18 protein-coding genes are annotated in these 19,962 nt (G+C 66.1%); 7 read left to right on the top strand and 11 right to left on the bottom strand.

All coding sequences use genetic code 11. The annotated features are described in order from the left end of the window. Nucleotides 1–67: 67 nt before the first annotated feature. The 9 genes from AMD14_RS02435 to AMD14_RS02395 all read right to left on the bottom strand — a co-directional run bounded on the left by AMD14_RS02435 (nt 68) and on the right by AMD14_RS02395 (nt 8,337). Nucleotides 68–994, bottom strand: a complete 927-nt coding sequence (locus AMD14_RS02435; RefSeq protein ID WP_015462787.1) for an alpha/beta hydrolase — start codon at nt 992–994, stop codon at nt 68–70. A 169-nt stretch (nt 995–1,163) separates the two neighbouring features. Continuing rightward, entirely contained in the window at nt 1,164–1,577 is a 414-nt protein-coding gene (pcaC, locus tag AMD14_RS02430; RefSeq protein ID WP_011050274.1) for a 4-carboxymuconolactone decarboxylase, read from the bottom strand. Nucleotides 1,578–1,603: 26 nt separating this feature from the next. Further along, complete coding sequence (gene pcaD, locus AMD14_RS02425; protein ID WP_005928893.1) at nt 1,604–2,386, bottom strand: 3-oxoadipate enol-lactonase; 783 nt, start codon at nt 2,384–2,386, stop codon at nt 1,604–1,606. A gap of 10 nt (nt 2,387–2,396) precedes the next feature. After that, the gene (locus tag AMD14_RS02420) at nt 2,397–3,749 is read right to left on the bottom strand and encodes a 3-carboxy-cis,cis-muconate cycloisomerase (RefSeq protein WP_011050273.1); all 1,353 of its coding nucleotides are present in this window, start codon (nt 3,747–3,749) and stop codon (nt 2,397–2,399) included. Nucleotides 3,750–4,101: 352 nt separating this feature from the next. Further along, the gene (gene pcaG, locus AMD14_RS02415) at nt 4,102–4,665 is read right to left on the bottom strand and encodes a protocatechuate 3,4-dioxygenase subunit alpha (protein ID WP_011050272.1); all 564 of its coding nucleotides are present in this window, start codon (nt 4,663–4,665) and stop codon (nt 4,102–4,104) included. Nucleotides 4,666–4,669: 4 nt separating this feature from the next. Further along, nucleotides 4,670–5,404 (bottom strand): protocatechuate 3,4-dioxygenase subunit beta, encoded by a 735-nt coding sequence (pcaH, locus tag AMD14_RS02410; protein ID WP_011050271.1) that lies wholly within the window; start codon nt 5,402–5,404, stop codon nt 4,670–4,672. 79 nt (nt 5,405–5,483) lie between these two features. Next, entirely contained in the window at nt 5,484–6,692 is a 1,209-nt protein-coding gene (gene pcaF, locus AMD14_RS02405; RefSeq protein WP_011050270.1) for a 3-oxoadipyl-CoA thiolase, read from the bottom strand. After that, the gene (locus AMD14_RS02400) at nt 6,689–7,477 is read right to left on the bottom strand and encodes a CoA-transferase subunit beta (RefSeq protein ID WP_003485671.1); all 789 of its coding nucleotides are present in this window, start codon (nt 7,475–7,477) and stop codon (nt 6,689–6,691) included. Before AMD14_RS02400 ends, pcaF begins: the two co-directional genes overlap by 4 nt. After that, entirely contained in the window at nt 7,474–8,337 is an 864-nt protein-coding gene (locus tag AMD14_RS02395; protein ID WP_005912762.1) for a CoA transferase subunit A, read from the bottom strand. The genes AMD14_RS02400 and AMD14_RS02395 overlap by 4 nt, the downstream gene beginning before the upstream one ends. Nucleotides 8,338–8,589: 252 nt before the next feature. Here AMD14_RS02395 and AMD14_RS02390 point away from each other — a divergent pair, with 252 nt between their 5' ends. From AMD14_RS02390 to glpK, 6 genes are all read left to right on the top strand, one after another. Then, entirely contained in the window at nt 8,590–9,666 is a 1,077-nt protein-coding gene (locus AMD14_RS02390; RefSeq protein ID WP_011050269.1) for an aromatic ring-hydroxylating dioxygenase subunit alpha, read from the top strand. A 100-nt stretch (nt 9,667–9,766) separates the two neighbouring features. Then, nucleotides 9,767–10,750, top strand: coding sequence for a PDR/VanB family oxidoreductase (locus tag AMD14_RS02385; RefSeq protein WP_003485667.1), 984 nt, complete (start codon nt 9,767–9,769; stop codon nt 10,748–10,750). A gap of 493 nt (nt 10,751–11,243) precedes the next feature. Then, nucleotides 11,244–12,071, top strand: coding sequence for a DeoR/GlpR family DNA-binding transcription regulator (locus AMD14_RS02380; protein ID WP_003485664.1), 828 nt, complete (start codon nt 11,244–11,246; stop codon nt 12,069–12,071). Between the two features lie 223 nt (nt 12,072–12,294). After that, a complete protein-coding gene (glpD, locus tag AMD14_RS02375; protein ID WP_015462785.1) occupies nt 12,295–13,809 on the top strand; it encodes a glycerol-3-phosphate dehydrogenase in 1,515 nt (504 codons plus the stop codon). Between the two features lie 174 nt (nt 13,810–13,983). Then, entirely contained in the window at nt 13,984–14,805 is an 822-nt protein-coding gene (locus AMD14_RS02370) for an MIP/aquaporin family protein (RefSeq protein ID WP_007968441.1), read from the top strand. Nucleotides 14,806–14,945: 140 nt separating this feature from the next. Further along, nucleotides 14,946–16,445 (top strand): glycerol kinase GlpK, encoded by a 1,500-nt coding sequence (gene glpK / locus AMD14_RS02365; RefSeq protein WP_003485659.1) that lies wholly within the window; start codon nt 14,946–14,948, stop codon nt 16,443–16,445. 110 nt (nt 16,446–16,555) lie between these two features. Here glpK and AMD14_RS02360 read toward each other — a convergent pair whose 3' ends face one another. Together AMD14_RS02360 and pobA are read right to left on the bottom strand one after the other, a co-directional pair. After that, nucleotides 16,556–17,068 carry a nuclear transport factor 2 family protein gene (locus AMD14_RS02360; protein WP_005912773.1) on the bottom strand — a complete coding sequence of 171 codons (513 nt, stop codon included), beginning with the start codon at nt 17,066–17,068 and terminating at the stop codon, nt 16,556–16,558. Nucleotides 17,069–17,519: 451 nt separating this feature from the next. Then, a complete protein-coding gene (pobA, locus tag AMD14_RS02355; protein WP_003485655.1) occupies nt 17,520–18,704 on the bottom strand; it encodes a 4-hydroxybenzoate 3-monooxygenase in 1,185 nt (394 codons plus the stop codon). Between the two features lie 96 nt (nt 18,705–18,800). Between pobA and AMD14_RS02350 the strand changes: the two genes are divergently transcribed. Continuing rightward, on the top strand, nt 18,801–19,688 hold the full coding sequence (locus tag AMD14_RS02350; RefSeq protein ID WP_003485653.1) for a helix-turn-helix domain-containing protein: 888 nt from the start codon (nt 18,801–18,803) through the stop codon (nt 19,686–19,688). The last annotated feature ends 274 nt before the right edge of the window (nt 19,689–19,962 follow it).

The following is a 19,962-nucleotide window of genomic DNA, read 5'->3' as shown; positions in this document are numbered from 1 at the left end:
GGCTCAGAACGGCGACGAAAGCCGCGTGATCCATCGTCCGTGGCGTGGGATGCGTGCAGGCGCTGGACTAGCGCGGCCGGCGCAGAAAGCTCACCACCGCGTCCACCCAGGCCGCGTGGCTGTCTTCGACCTGGGCCACGTGGTCGGCGTGCGGCAGGGTCACCCAGCTGCGATCTTCGCTGCGCAGACGTGCGTAGAGATGGGCGTTGTCTGCCTGGGTGGCGATCGGGTCGTCGACGCCGCGCAACAGCAGCACCGGCAACGTCGCGACCTGCTCGGGGTGGAAGGCGAACTGCTCCATCGCGCGCCAGTCGGTACGCACCGGGTCCGCTGCCAGCGCCTGGGCGACGTAAGCCGCACGTACGACCGGCGGTGCCGCGTTGGCGGTGATGAAATCCTCGCCGGCCGCTGCGGCCGTGGTGGGTGTGCGCAAGGGCCGATCCGCCGGAACCGCTGACGCGGGTGGTGTATCCACATCGTCCGGGAAGCCGAACAACACCAGTGCGGAAATCTCTTGCGGTTGCTGCTGCGCGAGCAGCAATGCCACCCGCGCGCCGTTGGAATAGCCTAGCAGTGCGGGCGGCGGCAGGCCGGGATGGGTCTGCGCGACCCAGGCCAGCACGTTGCGGACATCGGCCACTGCACGGGCGGGCGTATTCCAGCCCGTGCGGTCGCGTGGGCTGCCGCCGTAGCCGCGCAGATCCACCGCGTACGCGGCAAACCCGGCTTGCGCGAGCGCCGCAAGGACAGAGCGCGCATCACGCGGCTCGCCAGGCACCTGCAAATCGAAGTTGGGCAATGCGCTCCAGGTGCGGCCGTGCACCAGCACGATCGTGCCACGCGGCTGCACGGGCACCCGCGACCACACCGCCAGCGTCCGCCCATCGTCGGTGCGCACCTGCGACAACACGGTGCCGGGGCCAGGCTGCGGTTGTGCGTGCAGCGCCGCAGCAGCCAATAACAGTAACAGCAGGCAGGCAAATCGACGCGGCATGCGGTGTCTCCGGACGCGGTGGGTTGAGCGCGGCCAACGTGCGCGCGCAGGCCGAAGTGGGCGGTGTGCCAGGCACCACAGTGTACGAGTGGCCCACGCCGGGACTGAGTACCGACCGCGCGCGCCTGGCGGTGAGCGCAGTCGGTCTGTCCGCGCCACCGAGACGACCTTACCCGGGTTGCGCTGTCGATGCTGTGCCGGCGTCGGCGGCTTGTTCTTCCAGGATCGGCCTGGCCAGCGCGAACGCGTGGTTGGCGGCCGGCACGCCGCAGTAGATCGCCGCCTGCAGCAGCACTTCCTTGATCTGCGCAGGCGTCACGCCGTTGTTGCGCGCCGCACGCACGTGCAGCTTGAATTCTTCGTCGTGGCCCAGCGCGATCATCATCGACAAGGTGATCAGCGACCGGGTGTGGGCCGGCAGGCCATCGCGGGTCCAGATGCCGCCCCAGGCGTAGCGGGTGATCAGGTCCTGGAATTCCTCGGTGAAGTCGCTGCGCGCGGCCAGCGCGCGGTCGACATGCGCATCGCCAAGGACGCGGCGGCGTTCACGCATGCCGGCTTGATACCGTTCGTCTTCGTGCATGGGGTGTCCTTGCAAGGTGGGAAAGCTCACTGGCCCTGAAGAAAACCGAGCACCGCGTGGTTGAACGCGGCCGGCGACTCCAGGTTGCAGATGTGGCGGCCGGGCACCTGGGCGTAATGACCGTCCGGCGCGGCATAGGCGATCTCGCGCAGGTCAGGCGGCGGGCACACCGGGTCGTCGTCGCCCGCCAGCGCCAGCAGCGGCAGGCTCAGCCCGTCCAGTGCACCGCGGAAATCCGCATCGGCCACCGCCTGGCAGCAGGCGATGTAGCCGGCCGGCGAAGTGGAGACGAAGGCAGCGGCGATCATGTCCAGGCGCTGCGCGTGGCTGGTGGCGAATTCGGGGGTAAACCAGCGTTGCAGCGTGGCATCGATCAGCGTCGGAAGGCCTTCGCTGCGCACCTGTTCGATGCGGGTTTCCCAGGTGGCGGCGCTGCCGATTTTCTGCGCGGTGGCGCACACCACCAGCCGGCGCAAGCGCTGCGGTGCCTGCAGGCCCAGCCACTGCCCGGTGAGCCCGCCGATCGACAGGCCGCAGAAATCGCTCTGCGCGATCTCCAGGGCGTCCCACAGTGTCAGCACGTCCTGACCCAGGTCGGCGACGCTGTACGGGCCGGGCGGCGTCTCCGAATACCCGTGGCCGCGGCGGTCGTAGCGCAGGATGCGGTAGTGCGGAGCGAAGGCTTCGAGTTGCACGTCCCACATGTGCAGATCGGTGCCCAGCGAATTGCAGAAGGTCAGCCAGGGGCGTCCTTCGGTGCCGTCCAGGCGGTAATGCAGGCGATGCGTGGGCAACTGGAGATAAGCCATCGAAGCACCGTCAACGGGAAGAAGATCCAGCCAGCACGCGGTCGATCCAGACCGAGGACATACCGTGCCAACTAGCGCTATCGAACACTGCCTGGAGTTGCGCGTGCGTGAGCACCGCGCTCACCTGCGCGTCTTCGCCGAGCACCTCGCGCAAATGCCGTTGCTGCGCCTGCGCGCGCAGCGCTGCCTGTTCCACCAGGGCGTGCGCCTGCGGCTTGCCCAGGTGTGACGCGAGCGCGAACACTGCCGCCTCGGCGTAGAGCAGCCCGCCGTGGCTGTCCAGATGCGCCTGCATGCGCGTGCGATCCAGTTCCAGACCGGACAGGCACAGCTGCATCTGCGCCAGGCTGCCGGCGGTGAGGCAGACGATCTGCGGCAAGGTGTCCCATTCGGCATGCCATTGCCCGGCCGCGCGCTCGTGCGGCTGCGCCATGGCGCTGAACAATGTGGCGACCAGGCCCGGTACGCGGGTGGCTGCGGCAACCGCTGCCACGCTGGAGACCGGGTTGCGCTTGTGCGGCATCGCCGACGAGCCGCCTTTGCCGGCGGCGGCAGGCTCGAACGCTTCGCCCACCTCCGATTGCATCAGCAACGCCACATCGCCGCCGATCTTGCCCAACGTGGCAGCCAGCAGACCGAAAGCGCACCCGACCTCGACGATGCGGTCGCGCGCGGTATGCCAGGGCAGCGCGGGCAACGGCAACTCCAGAGTGCTCGCCAGGGCCTGCGCCACTTCCAGGCCACGCTCCTGCAACGAGGCCAGGGTGCCGGCCGCGCCGCCGAACTGCAGCACCAAGGCATCGCGCCGCAAGGCGTGCAGGCGCTGCTGCGCACGCTGCAGGGCGTCCAGCCAACCGGCGACCTTGAGCCCGAAGGTGACCGGCACGGCCTGCTGCAGCAGGGTGCGTCCGGGCAAGCCGGTGTTGCGCTCGCGTTCGGCCAGCACCGCCAGATCGGCGCACAGGGCGTGCAGACGCGGCAGCAGCAGATCAAGCGCGGCGCGCAGCTGCAGCACCGTGCCGGTATCGATGACGTCCTGGCTGGTGGCGCCCCAGTGCACCCAGCGCGCGGCGGCATTGTCGTGCGCGGCCACCTGCGCGGTCAGCGCCTTGACCAGCGGAATGGCGGGATTGCCGGCCAGCGCCGTGGCCTGCGCCAACGCGGCCCGGTCGTAGTGCTGCACATCGCAGGCAGCGGCAATGGCCTGCGCGGCCTGGGCGGGAATCACCCCGCACTGCGCCTGTGCGCGCGCCAGCGCGGACTCGAACTGCAGCATCGCCTGCAAGCGCGCGGCATCGTCGAACAAGGCGTCGCACGCGGGCTCGCCGAACAAGGATCCCAACAACGACGATGTCGCACTCATGTATTGCATCTCTAGGCGTGCCGGCAGCATCGCACCGATGTACCAAGGTGCCAACTAGACTAAAGGGCAATGCATGCGGCGCGCCTGGCACTGCCGGGGTGATGTGGATGAGGTCACGCGTGCTTGCGGTGCATGCACGCGAGTGCGCGTGTTCGCTTGCCTGCCACGAGCGCTGTTCTTGATATGTGTGCGTGAGCTGCACGGCGCATTGCTTGCCGCCGGAGACACCCTGGCGGTTTGCGGCAGTCGGCGCTTGTGCGGCGGCGCCTCTGGCGCTGTTGACGCCGCAGCGCGCCGGCAGCATGCAGCGCTGTCCCCGCACGCATACGGCGTTTCAACGTCGGCATGCGGATCAATAGCGAAAGAACACCGTTTCTGCGTCGCCCTGCATGTGGATGTCCCACGTATAGGCACCGCCTGGATGCGGCTGGGCCAGCAAGGTGGCGCGCCGCTCGGCTGGCACCAGCGCCAGGATCGGGTCGCTGCCCAGCTGCGGGTCGTCGGCGAAATACAGTCGCGTCGACACCCCGCGCAACAGGCCGCGCATGAAGACCAGCACCGTCAGATGCGCCGCCTGCTGCTTGCCGTCCGGGCCCGCCACCCTGCCCGGCTTGATGGTGCTGAAGGAAAAACGCCCGCGCGCATCGGTGGGCACCCGACCCCATCCGTCGAAGCTGGGGTCGTGCGCCTCGCAGCGACCGTCGGCCGCATGCGCATAGATGCCGCCAGCGTCGGCTTGCCACACTTCCAGCACCGCATCGGCCACCGGCGCGCCGGCGCCATCGACGATGCGACCGCTGATCTGCACATGCGTGCCCGCGGCGTGCGCAGGTGCGATCTGCTGGCGATACAGCGGCTCCAACCCGAGCCGGTAGTACGGGCCGACGGTTTGCGACGGCGTTGCATGCAGGCTCATCGTGTCACTCCCAGACCGTTTGCTTGCGACCGCGCAAGACGATGTCGAAGCGATACGCCAAGGCGTATTCGCTGACCGCATTTTCCCAGTCGAAACTGGATACCATGCGCTCGCGCGCCAGCGCATCGTCGACACAGTTGAAGATGGGGTCGTGCGCCAGCAGCGGGTCGCCGGGGAAATACATCTGGGTGACCAGCCGCTGCCCGATGCCATCGCCGTGCAACGAAAAATGGATGTGCGCCGGCCGCCAGGCGTTGTAGTGATTGCGCCACGGATACGCGCCGGGCTTGATGGTCTTGAAACTGTAGCGGCCGCGCTCATCGGTCAGCACCTGGCCGGTGCCGCGGAAGTTCGGGTCCAGCGGTGCATCGTGCTGATCGCCAGCGTGCTGGTAGCGACCAGCCGCGTTGCATTGCCACACTTCCACCACGCTGTTGCGGACCGGCCTGCCGTTTTCGTCGAGCACGCGGCCGGAGACGATGATGCGCTCACCCAGCGGCGCGCCGCCAAACCCTGCAGTGAGATCGGCCGCGTGCGCGCCCAGCGTGAGCCGATCCAGCCGCGGGCCGGTGACTTCCGACAACGTGACCGGCAAGTCTATCGGATCACGCGTGGGCCCTCGCAGCGTGGTGGAGGCGTATGCCGGATGCAGGTACGCCGGCTGCGTACCGGGCGGGCTGCGGCGATAACCGAGCAGCGGGTCGGCGATGGCAGGTCGGTCGGTGGTGGGATCGCGCATCTTGAAATCTCCGTCGGCAGCAAGACGACTAGAACGACATGGGTGCGAGGGAAGGACGAGGGAGGTTGCAACAGCAGGTTCACAGGCGCTCGATCGCCAGCGCCACGCCCTGCCCCACCCCGATGCACATGCTGGCCAGCCCGAATCGCCCGTTGCCCGCCTCCAGCTGCCGCAGCAAGGTCAGCGCCAGCCGCGCGCCGCTCATGCCGAGCGGATGCCCGAGCGCAATGGCGCCACCGTTGGCATTGACGTGTGCGGCATCGTCGGCCAGGCCGAATGCGCGCGTGCAGGCCAGCGCCTGCGCAGCGAAGGCTTCATTGAGTTCGATCGCGTCGAACTGCGCGATGCGCAGGTGCAAGCGCGCCATCAGGCGCTGGGCGGCCGGCACCGGGCCGATGCCCATGTACGCCGGCTCCACGCCCGCCGAGGCGAACCCCAATACCCGCGCGCGCGGCGTCAGCCGATGCGTCTGCACGGCCTGCGCAGAGGCCAGCAGCAAGGCGGCGGCGCCATCGTTGAGACCGGAGGCGTTGCCGGCCGTGACGGTGCCGGGCTGGCGGAACACCGGCTTGAGCTTGGCCAGCATCTCGGCGGTGGTATTGGGCCGCGGCGCTTCGTCGTGTTCGACGGTGGAGGCATCGCCGCCCTTGCGCCCGGCCACGGCCACCGGGGCGATTTCCGCATCGAAGAAACCGGCTGCCTGCGCCGCCGCCACGCGTTGCTGGCTGCGCAGTGCGAACGCGTCCTGGTCCTCGCGCGCGATGGCGTACCGCTGCGCCACGTTTTCTGCCGTCTCACCCATCAATTCGGTGCCATAGACGGCCTGCAGGCGCGGATTGATGAAGCGCCAGCCCATGGTGGTGTCTTCCAGTTGCTGGGTGCGGGCGAAGGCGCTGTCGGCCTTGCCCATCACCCACGGCGCGCGCGACATCGATTCGACCCCACCGGCAATGGCAAGATCCAGTTCGCCGGCACGAATGCCGCGCGCCACCGTGCCGATCGCGTCCAACCCGGAGCCGCACAGACGATTGAGCGTGCTGCCCGGCACCGAAGGCGGCAAGCCGGCCAGCAACAGGCTCATACGCGCGACATTGCGATTGTCTTCGCCGGCCTGGTTGGCGCAGCCCAGGCATACATCGTCGATTGCAGCCGGCTCCAGCTGCGATTGCCGCGCCAGCAATGCGGCGATCGGCACTGCGCCCAGGTCGTCGGCGCGTACGCTGGACAAGGCGCCAGCGTAACGGCCGATCGGCGTGCGAATGCCATCGATCAGATAGACCTCATTCATGCCTGGGCTCCCGTTGCCTGGGCACCATGCGCTGCATCGGTGCGTGCCTGCAGCGCGCGCAAGGCGTCCAGCTCGGCGGCACGGGGCGGCGTGGTGTGTGCAAGGTCGGCGGCGAACCGGATCGGCCACCCGGTCGCCGCGCTGACCTGCTCGCGCGTGGTGCCAGGGTGCAACGAGGTGACGGTGAGTTCGCGGGTCACGGGATCGGGCTCCATCACGCACAGGTCGGTGACGACCACGGTGGGACCGGCGCCGGGGAGGCCGGCGCGCGCGCGCGCATCGCCACCGTCCAGATGCCCGACCGTGGTGATGAAGTCCAACCTCGAAACGAAGCTGCGTTCGGACTGGCGCATGATGATGAACACCTGCCTGGCGCTGGCCGCAATCTCCGGCGCGCCACCGGCGCCGGGCAAGCGCGTTTTCGGCGCATCGTAGGAGCCGATCACGGTGGTATTGAGGTTGGCGTGCCGATCGATCTGCGCCGCGCCCAGAAAGCCCACATCCACGCGCCCGCCTTGCAGCCAGTAGCGGAAGATCTCTGGCGTGGAGACGACGGTGTCGGCAGTTTCTGCCAGCTCGCCGTCGCCGATGGATAATGGCAACACCTGCGGGCGCGCACCGATCGGGCCGGATTCGTAGATCAAGGTGACGTCGGGCGCATGCGTAAGCCGTGCCAGATTGGCGGCAGTGGACGGCAAGCCGATACCGACGAAACACACCGCGCCGTCGGGCAAGCGACGCGCGGCGGCTACCGTCATCATCTCGTTGGTGCTGTAGGCGCTCATGCGGCCACCTGCTGCTGCGACTGCGCATACACGCGCTGAAAACCGGCGAAATCGTCGGTGTCGAGAATATGCGCCTGGATCCAGGCATCGAAGCGTGCACGGTCGCGCGCGATCGCATCCCAGGCCAGATAGAAGCGATTGTCGCGCGCGTAATAGCCATGCGCATACGAGGGCGCCGCGCCACCGGGAACAACGCACACCGCATCGACGACCCAGCGCGGCAGGATGCAGGCATTGGGCGGCGCGTCGAGGCTGTCGACGATCTCTTCCACCGTCACGATCACCTTGCGCGCTGCCAATGCGGCTTCCTTCTGCACGCCCAGAATGCCCCAGAGCAATACGTTGCCGCGGCGGTCGGCCCGCTGGGCGTGGATCACGGTGACATCGGGATTGACTGCCGGCGTGGTGGCCAGCGTTTGGCCGGTATACGGGCACTGCAGGAACTTGATGCTGTCGTTGACGCGCGGCAGATCCGAGCCGACATACCCACGCAGCACTGCAAACGGCAGCCCCGACGCACCGGCCACATAGGCATTGGCCATATCGGCGTGGCTGTGTTCGCGAATCTGCAGCGGCTGCGGCCAGGCGTGTTCCACCGCATCGCGCAGCCGGTGCAACGAACCGACGCCGGGATTGCCGCCCCAGGAAAACCGCAGCGCCGCAGCGCAACCGGCGCCGATCAACTGGTCGTAGATCAGGTCGGGAGTCATGCGCACCAGGCGCAGCGCGCGCTTGCGCTGGCGAATGACCTCGTGCCCGGCCGCATGCGGAATCAGGTGTGTGAAGCCTTCCATCGCCACACAATCGCCATCGGCGATCAGCTGCGACACCGCATCCGCGAGAGCGACGATTTCGGCCATTGCGTTCCCTTCCAGCACAGCGAGCGTGGGGTCACGGTAGGCGCGGCCGGCGAAGCGGTCAATCCGATAATCGGTGATTCAAATCGATATTCGCACAATTTTGGCAGGTGCGTAACGCTCTTACATTGTCTCCGGTGTATACATAACTTCGCTCGCAAGCAGACGCCAGCGTTGCGATTGCGCGTCAACTAGCTCCAGGCCGGCGCAAGCCGCGTCCCATCCAGGTTGCCTACACACCCAGGAGTCACGGTCATGTCGCAGTCCAAGCCGCTGTTTCCCCTCAACGCGTGGTACGCCGTTGCCTGGGACCATGAGATCAAGCACGTGCTCAGCCCGCGCAAGCTCTGCAACCTGGACGTGGTGGTCTACCGCACCACCTCCGGTGCGGTGGTCGCGCTCGAAGACGCGTGCTGGCATAGGCTGGTGCCCTTATCGATGGGCAAGCTGCGCGGCGACGATGTGGTGTGCGGCTATCACGGGCTGGTCTACAACACGCAGGGGCGCTGCGTGCACATGCCCTCGCAGGACACCATCAATCCCTCGGCCTGCGTGCGCAGCTTCCCGGTTGCCGAAAAGCACCGCTATGTGTGGATCTGGCCGGGCGACCCGGCCAAGGCCGATACACGCCTGATTCCCGATCTGCACTGGTCGCACGACCCGGCCTGGGCCGGCGACGGCCGCACCATCCATGCCAAGTGCGACTACCGGCTGGTGCTGGACAACCTGATGGACCTGACCCACGAGACCTTCGTGCACGGCTCCAGCATCGGGCAGGACGAGGTGGCCGAAGCGCCGTTCGATGTGGTGCATGGCGATCGCAGCGTCGTCGTGTCGCGCTGGATGCGCAATATCGACCCGCCACCGTTCTGGGCCAGCCAAATCGCCCGCCATCTGGACTACCGCGGCAAGGTCGATCGCTGGCAGATCATCCGTTTCGAGGCGCCCTCCACCATCGCCATCGATGTGGGCGTGGCCATCACCGGCACCGGTGCGCCAGAAGGCGATCGCAGCCAGGGCGTCAACGGCTACGTGCTCAACACCATCACTCCCGAAACCGACACCACCTGCCATTACTTCTGGGCGTTCATGCGCAACTACGCGTTGCACGACCAGTCGCTGACCACGCTCACCCGCGCAGGTGTGACAGGAGTATTCGGCGAAGACGAAGCGGTGCTGGAAGCGCAACAACGCGCCATCGACGCGCACCCGGATCACACCTTCTACAACCTCAACGTCGATGCCGGCGGCATGTGGGCGCGGCGTGTGATCGACCGCCTGATCGCGCAGGAACAACGCGCGCAGGATCTGTCGTTGCGCATGGTGGGCTGAGCACGTCGCATGCGGACCGCCATGTCATCGATCACGGCGACGCATTGCAGCGCCGTCACAGCTGGCGCCTGCCGGCAGACCTCATTGCCTGGAGCCCTTCATGCGTAAAGACACCCAGTGGCATCGCGCCCGCGTCGTCAGCATTGCCGATGCCTGCCCGGGCGTGCGCGAAATCGTGCTCGATCCCGGCAGCGCCGCACGCGGCTTCGAGGTGGGCAGCCATGTGGATTTCCGTGTGCAGTTGCATGGTCGCGACGATATGCGCTCGTATTCGTTGGTGGGCGAACCGCGCGCCGATGGCTACTACCAGATCGCAGTGCGGCAGATGCCCGACAGCCGCGGCGGCTCGTTGCATATGTGGACGCTTGCGCCGGGCGATGTGGTGGAGATGTCGCCGCCCAGCAACAACTTCGCGCTGGATGAAAGCGGCGAGGAAATCCTGCTCATCGCCGGCGGTATCGGCATTACACCCATCATCGGCATGGCGCAGCGGCTGGCGCGTCGCCATCGCGCGTTTCGTCTGCTGTACGCCGGCCGCTCGCGCAGCGCGATGGCGTATGTCGACACGCTGGAAGCACTGCTGGGCGAACGTTTGCAATTGCAATGCGACGACAGCGCCGGCCCGCCGGATCTGGCTGCCGAACTGGCGCGCCTGTCGCCCAATGCCGAGGTGTATGTGTGCGGGCCGCTGGGCATGCTTGAAACGGTGCGCCAGCACTGGCACGCCGCCGGCCGGCCGCGTGCGCGCCTGCACTTCGAAACCTTCGGCAATAGCGGGCGGGTGCCTGCGCAGGCGTTCGTGGTGAAGTTGCCGGGGCTGGGCCTGGAAGTGCCGGTAGCTGAAAACGAATCGATGCTGGACGCATTGGCCGATGCCGGGGTGGAGCTGATCGCCGAGTGTCGCCGTGGCGAATGCGGCCTGTGTGCAGTGGAGGTGCTGGACAGCTCCGCCGATATCGATCACCGCGACGTGTTCCTCAGCGACGAGCAGCGCCGGGAGAATCGCAAGCTCTGTGCCTGCGTGTCGCGTGCGGTAGGCGGCAGCATCAGCATCGACACCGGCTATCGCAGCGAGCTGGGCTGAGTCCGCATCCGGCCGGCTGCACTCGTCGGGGCGACGGCGCGGCGGATGTCTGGACCCGGCATGTGCGGCTCCTACACTACCGCTGCGGCGTGCCGATCTTCAATCGCCTGCATGGGTGAGCACGGCGGCGCTGAATCCCAGATCCCGCCCGTTCGTAGGAGCGCACCCGGGCGCGATGAAGCGTTACCGGTAATCCCATCGCGCCCTGGGGCGCTCCACGGTATCCGGTTGCTCCGGCGCGAGCTGCAGGCGCCCCCGTCGGCCTCTGGCTGACGGCGTGTCGTTGCGCATGGCTTGCCATGCGGTGATTGGCGCTCTCCCCGGGCGCAGACGGCCGGCAGCGATCTCTCTGCGCGCTTGCCGAGCCTACGCCGTACGCGGCCCAGGCGCGCAGGCTCGATCGCGGCAGGCGGCGCCGTGTCAGGCCGGTGCTCGCCATCGGGCGGTCACCGCTGGCGGCACGCACGCGCGCGTGTTTTGCATCCTCACGCGCATGCGCGATCATCTGCGCATGGAGTCGACTCACTACAGGACTGTCCCGGCGCCGGCCTTGAACCCGCGTCAGGAGCAATTGGTGGCGCTGGTGCGGCAGCAGGGCTTTGCCGAGGTCGAAGGTTTGGCCACACGCTTCGAGGTGACGCCGCAGACCATCCGCCGCGATCTGACCTTGCTCTGCGATGCCGGCGTGCTGCGCCGCTATCACGGCGGCGTCAGCATGCCCTCCAGCGTGGAGAATCTGGCCTACACCGCACGCAAGGCACTGCAGGCCCGCGAAAAGCAGCACATCGCCGCGCGTGTCGCGCGTTTCATTCCCGACGATGCCTCGCTGTTCATCAACCTGGGCACCACCAACGAAGAAGTCGCACGCGCGTTGCTGCAGCACCGCGGACTCCGGGTGATCACCAACAACCTCAACGTGGCGGTGATGCTCAGCGCCAACCCCAGCTTCGAGGTGATCGTGGCCGGCGGCGTGGTGCGCGGGCGCGACCAGGGCGTGACCGGCGAGGCGACGGTGGAGCTGATCCGCCAGTTCAAGGTGGACTTCGGGGTGATCGGCATTTCCGGTATCGATCTGGACGGCACCCTGCTGGATTTCGATTACCAGGAAGTGCGCGTGGCGCAGGCCATCATCGAACACTCGCGACACGTGCTGCTGGCCGCCGATCACAGCAAGTTCGGTCGCAACGCCATGGTGCGGCTGGGCGCCATCGCGCAGGTGCACGACTGGTTTACCGACCGGCCGCCGCCGCAGGAGTTGGCGAGCGTGCTGGCCGAGGCCGGCACCCGGGTGCACCTGGCAGACGCGGACGGAACCGATTGAGGCCCATGTTCGTTTTTGAGCGTTTTTACGTGTCAGCTGCCAAAAGCCACTGTGCCTGATAGGTCCGCTACATATAAACCTGTTTTCCCATAGCCGATCTGCGTGGCGAACGCTGTTGGCACAGGCCACGGACATCTTCACGTCTCCGCAAGGTTCGATGTTCGAATATGTTCGAACATGACAACTTGGGTTCGCTCATCGGCGCACCCTGACGGAGGCACCGATGGGCGAGATGTACGATCTTCTGGTAATCGGCGGCGGCATCAACGGGGTGGGCATTGCCCGTGATGCGGCCGGGCGCGGTCTGTCGGTGTGCCTGTGCGAGCAGGACGACCTGGCTGCGCACACCAGCAGCGCCAGCACCAAACTCATTCACGGCGGCCTGCGCTACCTGGAGCAGTACGAATTCGCCTTGGTCGGCAAAGCACTGGCCGAGCGCGAAGTGTTGCTGCGGCTGGCCCCGCACATCATCTGGCCGTTGCGCTTCCTGCTGCCCCACCAACCGCACCTGCGCCCGGCATGGATGATCCGCGCCGGGCTGTTCCTGTACGACCATCTGGGCGGCAGCAAGCGCAGCCTGCCGCGCTCGCGCCGGCTGTCGCTGCGGACGCACCCGGTCGGTGCGCCGCTGCAGGAGTCGCTGCGCACCGGCTTCGTGTATTCGGATGCGTGGGTGCAGGACGCGCGACTGGTGGTGCTCAACGCGATGGACGCCGCCAGGCGCGGTGCCAAGATCCACACCCGCACGCGCTGTGTCGGTGCCTGGCGCGATGCGGGCTTCTGGTATGCCGAGCTCGAAGACCGCCAGGGCCGCCGCCGCACCGTGCAGGCGCGTGCGCTCGCCAATGCCGCCGGCCCGTGGGCGGTGTCGTTCCTGGACACCGTGGCCTCGGTGCCGCACGAACATGCATTGCGGCTGGTCAAGGGCAGCCACATCGTGGTGCCCAAGCTGTTCGATCACGACCATGCGTACATCTTCCAGCAACCGGACCGGCGCATCGTGTTCGCCATCCCCTACGAGCACGACTTCACCTTGATCGGCACCACCGACGTGGACTACGAAGCCGACCCCGCCGCGCCGAAGATCGATGCGGCCGAAGTGCAATACCTGTGCGATGCGGTGAACCTGTATTTCCAGCAGCAGATCTCCCCCGCCGATGTGGTGTGGAATTACAGCGGCGTGCGGCCGTTGCTGGACGATGCCGAAGACAACGCAGCCGAAGTGACCCGCGATTACCAGCTGGAAGTGGTCACCGAGGGCGCGCCGTTGCTCAACGTGTTCGGCGGCAAGCTGACCACCTATCGCAAGCTCGCCGAAGAGGCAGTGGACCGGCTTACCCACGCGCTGGGCACACGCAAGCCTGCGTGGACCGCGCGTGGCGAGGCATTACCAGGCGGCGAGCAGCGCGATATCGCCAGCCTGCTGGAACGCGTCGGCCGCGCGCGCCCCTGGCTACCGGCAGCGACCGCGCAGCGGCTGGTGCGCAACTACGGCACCTGCGCCGAACACCTGCTTGGCGATGCGCAGAGCCTGACCGATCTGGGCACGCACTTCGGCGCGGACCTGTATCAGGCCGAGGTGGATTACCTGCGCCAACACGAATGGGCGGTGGCGGCCGACGATATCCTGTGGCGGCGCAGCAAGCTCGGCCTGCGGATCGATGCGGCCGGGCGGCAGCGCCTGGAAGACTATCTGCAGACGCAGTCGATCCGGCAACGCGACGTCGTTTCTGCTTGAACACACCGCGTTGCCGGCGAGGACGGGTCGCCCGGCAGCGTATTCCGGCGCTTCAGCCAGCATCACCTGAGTCACGTGGAGGGCACCCCAGATGAGCATCACCAACCACCGCTGCGCGCGAGCAAGCGCGCTGCACGCTGTTATCCGCATCATTGACCTTGCGGGCATGCACGCATGAGCCGGCAACTCGTGGGTGAGTTGATCTCCGAAGCGGTCGCGATGTTCATCATCATCGCGCTCGGCGATTCGGTGGCGGCGATGTACATCCTGTACGACCCCAGCCCCTATCAGAACGCCTATTGGGGCGTGTGTATCGCCTGGGGCTTGGCGGTGACGCTGGCGATCTACGTCACGGGCTCGGTGTCCGGTACCCACGCCAATCCGGCGGTCACGCTGGCGCTGGCGCTGTTCCGCGGCTTTTCCTGGAAGAAGGTGCTCCCCTACTGGGTTGCCCAGGTCATCGGCGCGTTCCTGGGCGCAGCCATCGTCTATCAGCTGTATGGGCCGGTAATCGATCACTTCAACCAGCTGCATCAACTCACGCGTGAGGCTGGTGGCGCGGCGGGCGTGTTCTTCACCGCACCGGGGCTGGCGGTGACGCCGATGCATGCGCTGGTCGATCAGATCATCATCACGGCGTTCCTGATCTTCGGCATCTTCGCCATCACCGAGCAGTTCAACGAGGCCGCACCGACTGCCAACTCCGGCGCGTTGATGATCGGCTTGTTGGTCGCCACGCTGGGCGCGTCGATGGGCTATCTGGAAGCCTGGGCGATGAACCCGGCACGCGATTTCGGCCCGCGCCTGTTCGCGTACTTCGCCGGCTGGGGCGAGGCCGCCTTGCCGGCCAAGGACAATTATTGGTGGATCCCGATCGTTGGCCCGTTGATCGGTGGTCCGATCGGCGCGCTGGCTTACCAGTGGCTGATCCTGCCGTTCCTGCCGGCGCGGGTGCGCCATCTGCAGGGCGGGCCCAAGCCGCTCGATCCGCTGTGATGGTGCTGCGCCAAGCCAACAATCACTCCGAAAGTGGGTGAGGTCACCTGTGGCCAGCCCCTATTGGCCACGCGTCGTCACCCGCCTGAACCGACCTTTCTCGCCGTGCGCCACCGCCGGCATTGTTCGAGGAATCTTCGATGGAAAAGCAGTACGTCCTTGCGATCGATCAAGGCACCACCAGCTCACGCGCGATGTTGTTCGACCGCCAGGGCAAGGTGGCCGGCGTGGCGCAGCGCGAATTCGGCCAGATCTTCCCGCAGCCTGGCTGGGTGGAACACAACCCGCGCGAGATCATGACCAGCGTCTATACCACCATCACCGAGCTGCTCAACAACGCGCAGATCGATGCGCGCGCGATCGCCGGGATCGGTATCACCAACCAGCGCGAGACCGCAGTGGTGTGGGACAAGGCCACCGGCCAGCCGATCTACAACGCCATCGTGTGGCAATCGCGGCAGACCAAGGACATCTGCGCCCAGCTCAAGGAAGCCGGGCATGAGCAGATGGTGCGCGACAAGACCGGTTTGCTGATCGATGCGTACTTTTCCGGCACCAAGGTCAAGTGGATTCTCGACCATGTCGAAGGCGCGCGCGAACGCGCGCAGAAAGGCGAACTGGCGTTCGGCACCATCGACAGCTGGCTGATCTGGAATCTCACCGGCGGCAAGGTGCACGTCACCGACTACACCAATGCCTCGCGCACCATGATGTTCAACATCCACACGCTTCAGTGGGATGCTGAACTGCTGGCGATGTTGGACGTCCCCGCGCAGATGCTGCCGGAAGTGCGTTCGTCCAGCGAGGTGTATGGCATGACCCAGACCCAGTATTTTTACGGCGAACAGGTACCCATCGCTGGCATCGCCGGCGACCAGCAGGCCGCGTTGTTCGGCCAGGCCTGTTTCGAGCCGGGCATGGCGAAAAACACCTACGGCACCGGCTGTTTCATGCTGATGAACACCGGCGACAAGGCGGTGGCATCCAAGGCTGGCTTGTTGACCACGATTGCCTGGGGCATCGACGGCAAGGTCGAATACGCATTGGAAGGCGCGATCTTCGTTGCCGGCTCGGTGGTGCAGTGGCTGCGCGACGGCTTGCGCATGCTGGGCAAGGCCAGCGACTCGCAGGCCTACGCCGAGCGTGCCGGCGACAACGATGGCGTGTACATCGTGCCGGCCTTCGTTGGCCTGGGCGCGCCGTACTGGCGCAGCGACATTCGCGGCGCCGTGTTCGGGTTGACGCGTGGCACCACCAAGGAACACTTCGTGCGTGCGGCAGTCGAATCGATGGCCTACCAGACCCGCGATGTTCTTACCGCAATGCAGAGCGATTCCGGCATCGAACTGAAAGAGCTGCGTGCCGACGGCGGCGCCATCGCCAACGACTTCATGGCGCAGTTCCAGAGCGACATCCTCAATGTGCCGGTACTCCGCCCGGAGGTGGCCGAAACCACTGCACTGGGCGCGGCGTACCTGGCCGGGCTGGCAACCGGGTTCTGGAGCAGCCGCGAAGAAATCGCCAAGCAATGGGCAGTGGATCGCCGCTTCGAACCGGCCATGGCCGACGACAAGCGCCAAGCCTTGTACGCCGGCTGGCAGCAAGCAGTGGAAGCGACGATGGGGTTCCGCATCAGCTGACACTGATGCCCCGATACGACAGCGCCCACCGTGAGGTAGGCGCTTATATTGATTGACCATACGATAGAAAACTGCAGGGCTACCCAACGCAGCCTGGTGTGCAGCAGCTGTTACTGGCCGCCGGTGCTGGCACGGCCGGCGATGGTGTCCGGGTCCCAATGTTCCTTGATCAGGCCCTTTTCGATCCGGAACATGTCGAACCAGGTAGTGGTGTAGGTGGTGCCGGGCTTATTGGGGTTGGGCAAGGTGCGCACCGACACCAGGGTGACCAGATCGCCATCGGCCGTGATGGCGACCAGTGGCAGTTGCACCCGCGGCTGCACCGGCGTCGGCTTCACGAATGCGGTCAGGAAGGCGATAAACGCATCGCGCCCATTGGCCACGTTCGGATTGTGCTGGATGTAGTTCTTGTCCATGTACATCGGCGCGTACTGCACCTGACCAGCTTCGAACACGGTGCGCCAGAAATCGTAGACCAACCGCTTGTTTGCAGTTTCATACCAGGTGCTGCCGAGCAGCATCTTCTGATGATTGGGATTGGCCGTCACCGCAGTCTGTGCGAACGCAGCCATTGGCGCGACCAGCATGACCAGCAACAAGGTACGGGAGAGCAACTTCTTCATGGAGTACTCCTGGGTGGAGAGTGGCATTGCGCTCAGCGGGGATGCCGGCAACGTGTCCGTTGAGCGGGGGAAGACGCGCGCGTGCGCACAGCCGCATTAACGCGTCATCGCCACCCTACCGGTGCCGTTCACCGGCCCGCTAGCCGCCTGGAAATGCACCTGGATACTTGTGCAACAGTTGGTGAGAAAAACATCACCCCAGTGGGGGCCGCCAGCGTACTGCCGCACTGTGCGCGGGACGGACCGGATGTTGCGGTCGAGCGGGCGATGACTGCAGTGGAAGCGACGCATGTGCGGCTGACGCGCATCACTCAGGTGGTCTGTGAGGACGCGCTGTTGTGCGCACGCATCGCTTTTATCGAGCTGAGGCGACGTTGAATCCGTATAGAGTCGAGCGCAGTGATGGGGACTCGCTACGTGGCGCTGGTATTACGCAATCACCAATGCCCCATCAATCAGACAGCGCAGCCAAGGGGAGACCTGCATAATTTTCCGCCAGCGTCGCGCGGCCCGCCTCGCTACCGAGCAGATAGTCCAGCTCCGCTCCGTGTAGCCGCGCGGTGAATGCGTCTTCGTCGTCGAAACGGTGCAACAGCGTGGTCATCCACCACGAGAAACGTTCGGCCTTCCACACCCGCTGCAAGGCCAATGTCGAATACTGCTCCAGCGCACCAGCATCGCCGCTGGCCTTCCAACGCTCGAACAGCTGCGCCAACAAGCCGACATCGCCAAGCGCCAGATTCAGCCCCTTGGCGCCGGTGGGCGGCACGATATGCGCAGCATCGCCGGCCAGGAACAGCCGACCATACTGCATCGGCTCGGCAACGAAACTGCGCAGCGGTGCGATGCTCTTTTCGATCGATGCACCGGTGACCAGTTGCGCCGCCAACGCAGGCGGGAGCCGCGCACGCAACTCGTCCCAGAACGCCTGATCGCTCCAGGCCTCCACCTGTGCGCTGGCTGGCACCTGGATGTAATAGCGCGTACGGGTGGGCGAGCGCATCGAACATAGTGCAAACCCACGCGGGTGGCGTGCGTAGATCAGTTCCTCGTGCACGGGTGGCGTATCGGCCAGCACACCGAGCCAACCGAATGGGTACACGCGCTCGAACAGACGCAGCCGCTCGGCGGGGATGCTGGCACGGCTGATGCCGTGATAACCATCGCAGCCGACGATGTAGTCGCAGTGGAGGCGTTTGCGCTGGCCGTCCTGTGTGAACTCCACGGCGGGCGTCGCGCCTTCCACATCGCACAGGGTCACATCCTGCGCGTTGTAATGCGTGGGCGCCCCGCTGCGTTGGCGCGCGTGCATCAGATCGGCGGTGACCTCGGTCTGCCCGTAGACCGTAACGCCACGTCCGCAGCCGCGCAGCAGATCGATGCGCTCGCGCTGACCGTCGAGGCACAATTCGAAGCCGTGATGCAACAAGCCCTCGCGCTGCAACCGCTCGCCGACGCCGGCCCGCTGCAGCAGTTCCACACTGCCCTGCTCCAATACCCCGGCGCGGATGCGCGCCAGCACATGCTGGGGCGTCTGCCGCTCGATGATGACGCAGTCGATGCCGGCGAGCCGCAACAGTTCGCCCAGCAACAAACCCGATGGTCCGGCGCCGATGATCGCAACCTGCGTTCGCATGCCCTGCTCCTGGCCTGGATGGCGATGCCTGCAGTGTCGGTAGCCAAAGCGCCGCATTGAAGGGATGATTCCGTGCAGTCCTTGGACTTTTCGACGATGGCCACATCCGTTCCCGACACTGCCGCAGTCCCTGCATTCGGCTTGTATGGCGAGCAACACGCCGACGCTGCTGAATTGCTGCATTGGGAGTCGATCGCCGCACGCAGCCGGCTGCACGACTGGCAGATCGTCCCGCATCGACACGAGGATTTAGCGCAGCTGGTCTATGTGCAACGCGGGCCGGCCACGCTGCAGCTGGATGGGCGCACGCAACGCCTGCGCCGCGCCAGCGTGGTGTGGCTTCCGCCGCTCTGCGTGCATGGCTTTGCCTTCGACCCGGCAGTGCGTGGCCACGTCATCACCCTGTGCATGCCGCTGGTCAGGACGGCGCTGAACGCTGCGCCGTTACTGCAACAGGTCATGACCGCGCCAGCAGTTGTGCACGCCCAGCATGCGCGCAAATGGCTGGATGTGTTGTTTGGCAGCATTGCGCAGGACCACGCACGCCGGTCGATCGGCTATGACGTCGCAGCGCAGGCCGCAGCGGCGCAGCTGGTCATCTGGATGGCGCGTACGGCACTGGAGCGCGCCCGGCATGCCGCAGCAATCAGCCCGCACGCGGACCCGGCGCTACGCCATCTGCGCGCTTATCAAGACTTGATCGACCAGCACTATCGCGCCCACTGGCCGATTTCCCGCTATGCCGATCAACTTGGGGTGACGCCCGGTCATCTCAACGCGTTGTGCCAGCGCCTGGCTGGCGCCTCCGCATTGCAGCTGCTGCAGCGCAGGATCATGCTGGAAGCACGCCGCACACTGCGTTACACCAGCCTGAGCGTGCAACAGATTGCCGCCAGCCTTGGATTTTTCGACGCTGCCTATTTCAGTCGCTACTTCGCACGGCACGCCGGTTGCTCGCCGACGCGCTTTCGAGTCGGTGAATAGAAGCGACCAACAGGACGACTTCACTCAATCGCTGTGCGCGTGGTAGGGGACGATCTGCAGACGTGCTGCAGGGCCCTTGCGCGCCCGCCATCGCAGGACACGCTGCAAATGCGTCCCTATAAGCTCCTTGGCGGCATGAATGCCGCCATCGAGCCTCCATGGATGGATTCACGGCGTGTCCCGCGAGCGGTGAGGGCACCACGCGCTCGACTCACCAAGCTTCCGCCTGCATCTAGAAAAACGATGCCAGGCCTACACAGACGACGAAGGCGAA

Source organism: Xanthomonas citri pv. citri (assembly GCF_000961215.1).
Classification (GTDB): domain Bacteria; phylum Pseudomonadota; class Gammaproteobacteria; order Xanthomonadales; family Xanthomonadaceae; genus Xanthomonas; species Xanthomonas cissicola.
Note: the sequence above shows the minus strand (reverse complement) of the source record. Positions and strands in the feature narration are given on the sequence as shown.

Excerpts from the sequence above, each read along its gene's own strand:
- glpK (WP_003485659.1), top strand. The coding sequence starts at position 14,946 with ATGGAAAAGCAGTACGTCCTTGCGATCGATCAAGGCACCACCAGCTCA.
- pcaF (WP_011050270.1), bottom strand. The coding sequence starts at position 6,692 with ATGAATGAGGTCTATCTGATCGATGGCATTCGCACGCCGATCGGCCGT.
- AMD14_RS02400 (WP_003485671.1), bottom strand. The coding sequence starts at position 7,477 with ATGAGCGCCTACAGCACCAACGAGATGATGACGGTAGCCGCCGCGCGT.
- AMD14_RS02380 (WP_003485664.1), top strand. The coding sequence starts at position 11,244 with ATGCGCGATCATCTGCGCATGGAGTCGACTCACTACAGGACTGTCCCG.
- pcaH (WP_011050271.1), bottom strand. The coding sequence starts at position 5,404 with ATGCGCGATCCCACCACCGACCGACCTGCCATCGCCGACCCGCTGCTC.
- pcaG (WP_011050272.1), bottom strand. The coding sequence starts at position 4,665 with ATGAGCCTGCATGCAACGCCGTCGCAAACCGTCGGCCCGTACTACCGG.
- glpD (WP_015462785.1), top strand. The coding sequence starts at position 12,295 with ATGGGCGAGATGTACGATCTTCTGGTAATCGGCGGCGGCATCAACGGG.
- AMD14_RS02350 (WP_003485653.1), top strand. The coding sequence starts at position 18,801 with ATGGCCACATCCGTTCCCGACACTGCCGCAGTCCCTGCATTCGGCTTG.
- AMD14_RS02370 (WP_007968441.1), top strand. The coding sequence starts at position 13,984 with ATGAGCCGGCAACTCGTGGGTGAGTTGATCTCCGAAGCGGTCGCGATG.
- AMD14_RS02395 (WP_005912762.1), bottom strand. The coding sequence starts at position 8,337 with ATGGCCGAAATCGTCGCTCTCGCGGATGCGGTGTCGCAGCTGATCGCC.
- pcaD (WP_005928893.1), bottom strand. The coding sequence starts at position 2,386 with ATGGCTTATCTCCAGTTGCCCACGCATCGCCTGCATTACCGCCTGGAC.
- pobA (WP_003485655.1), bottom strand. The coding sequence starts at position 18,704 with ATGCGAACGCAGGTTGCGATCATCGGCGCCGGACCATCGGGTTTGTTG.
- AMD14_RS02360 (WP_005912773.1), bottom strand. The coding sequence starts at position 17,068 with ATGAAGAAGTTGCTCTCCCGTACCTTGTTGCTGGTCATGCTGGTCGCG.
- AMD14_RS02420 (WP_011050273.1), bottom strand. The coding sequence starts at position 3,749 with ATGAGTGCGACATCGTCGTTGTTGGGATCCTTGTTCGGCGAGCCCGCG.
- AMD14_RS02435 (WP_015462787.1), bottom strand. The coding sequence starts at position 994 with ATGCCGCGTCGATTTGCCTGCCTGCTGTTACTGTTATTGGCTGCTGCG.
- pcaC (WP_011050274.1), bottom strand. The coding sequence starts at position 1,577 with ATGCACGAAGACGAACGGTATCAAGCCGGCATGCGTGAACGCCGCCGC.
- AMD14_RS02385 (WP_003485667.1), top strand. The coding sequence starts at position 9,767 with ATGCGTAAAGACACCCAGTGGCATCGCGCCCGCGTCGTCAGCATTGCC.
- AMD14_RS02390 (WP_011050269.1), top strand. The coding sequence starts at position 8,590 with ATGTCGCAGTCCAAGCCGCTGTTTCCCCTCAACGCGTGGTACGCCGTT.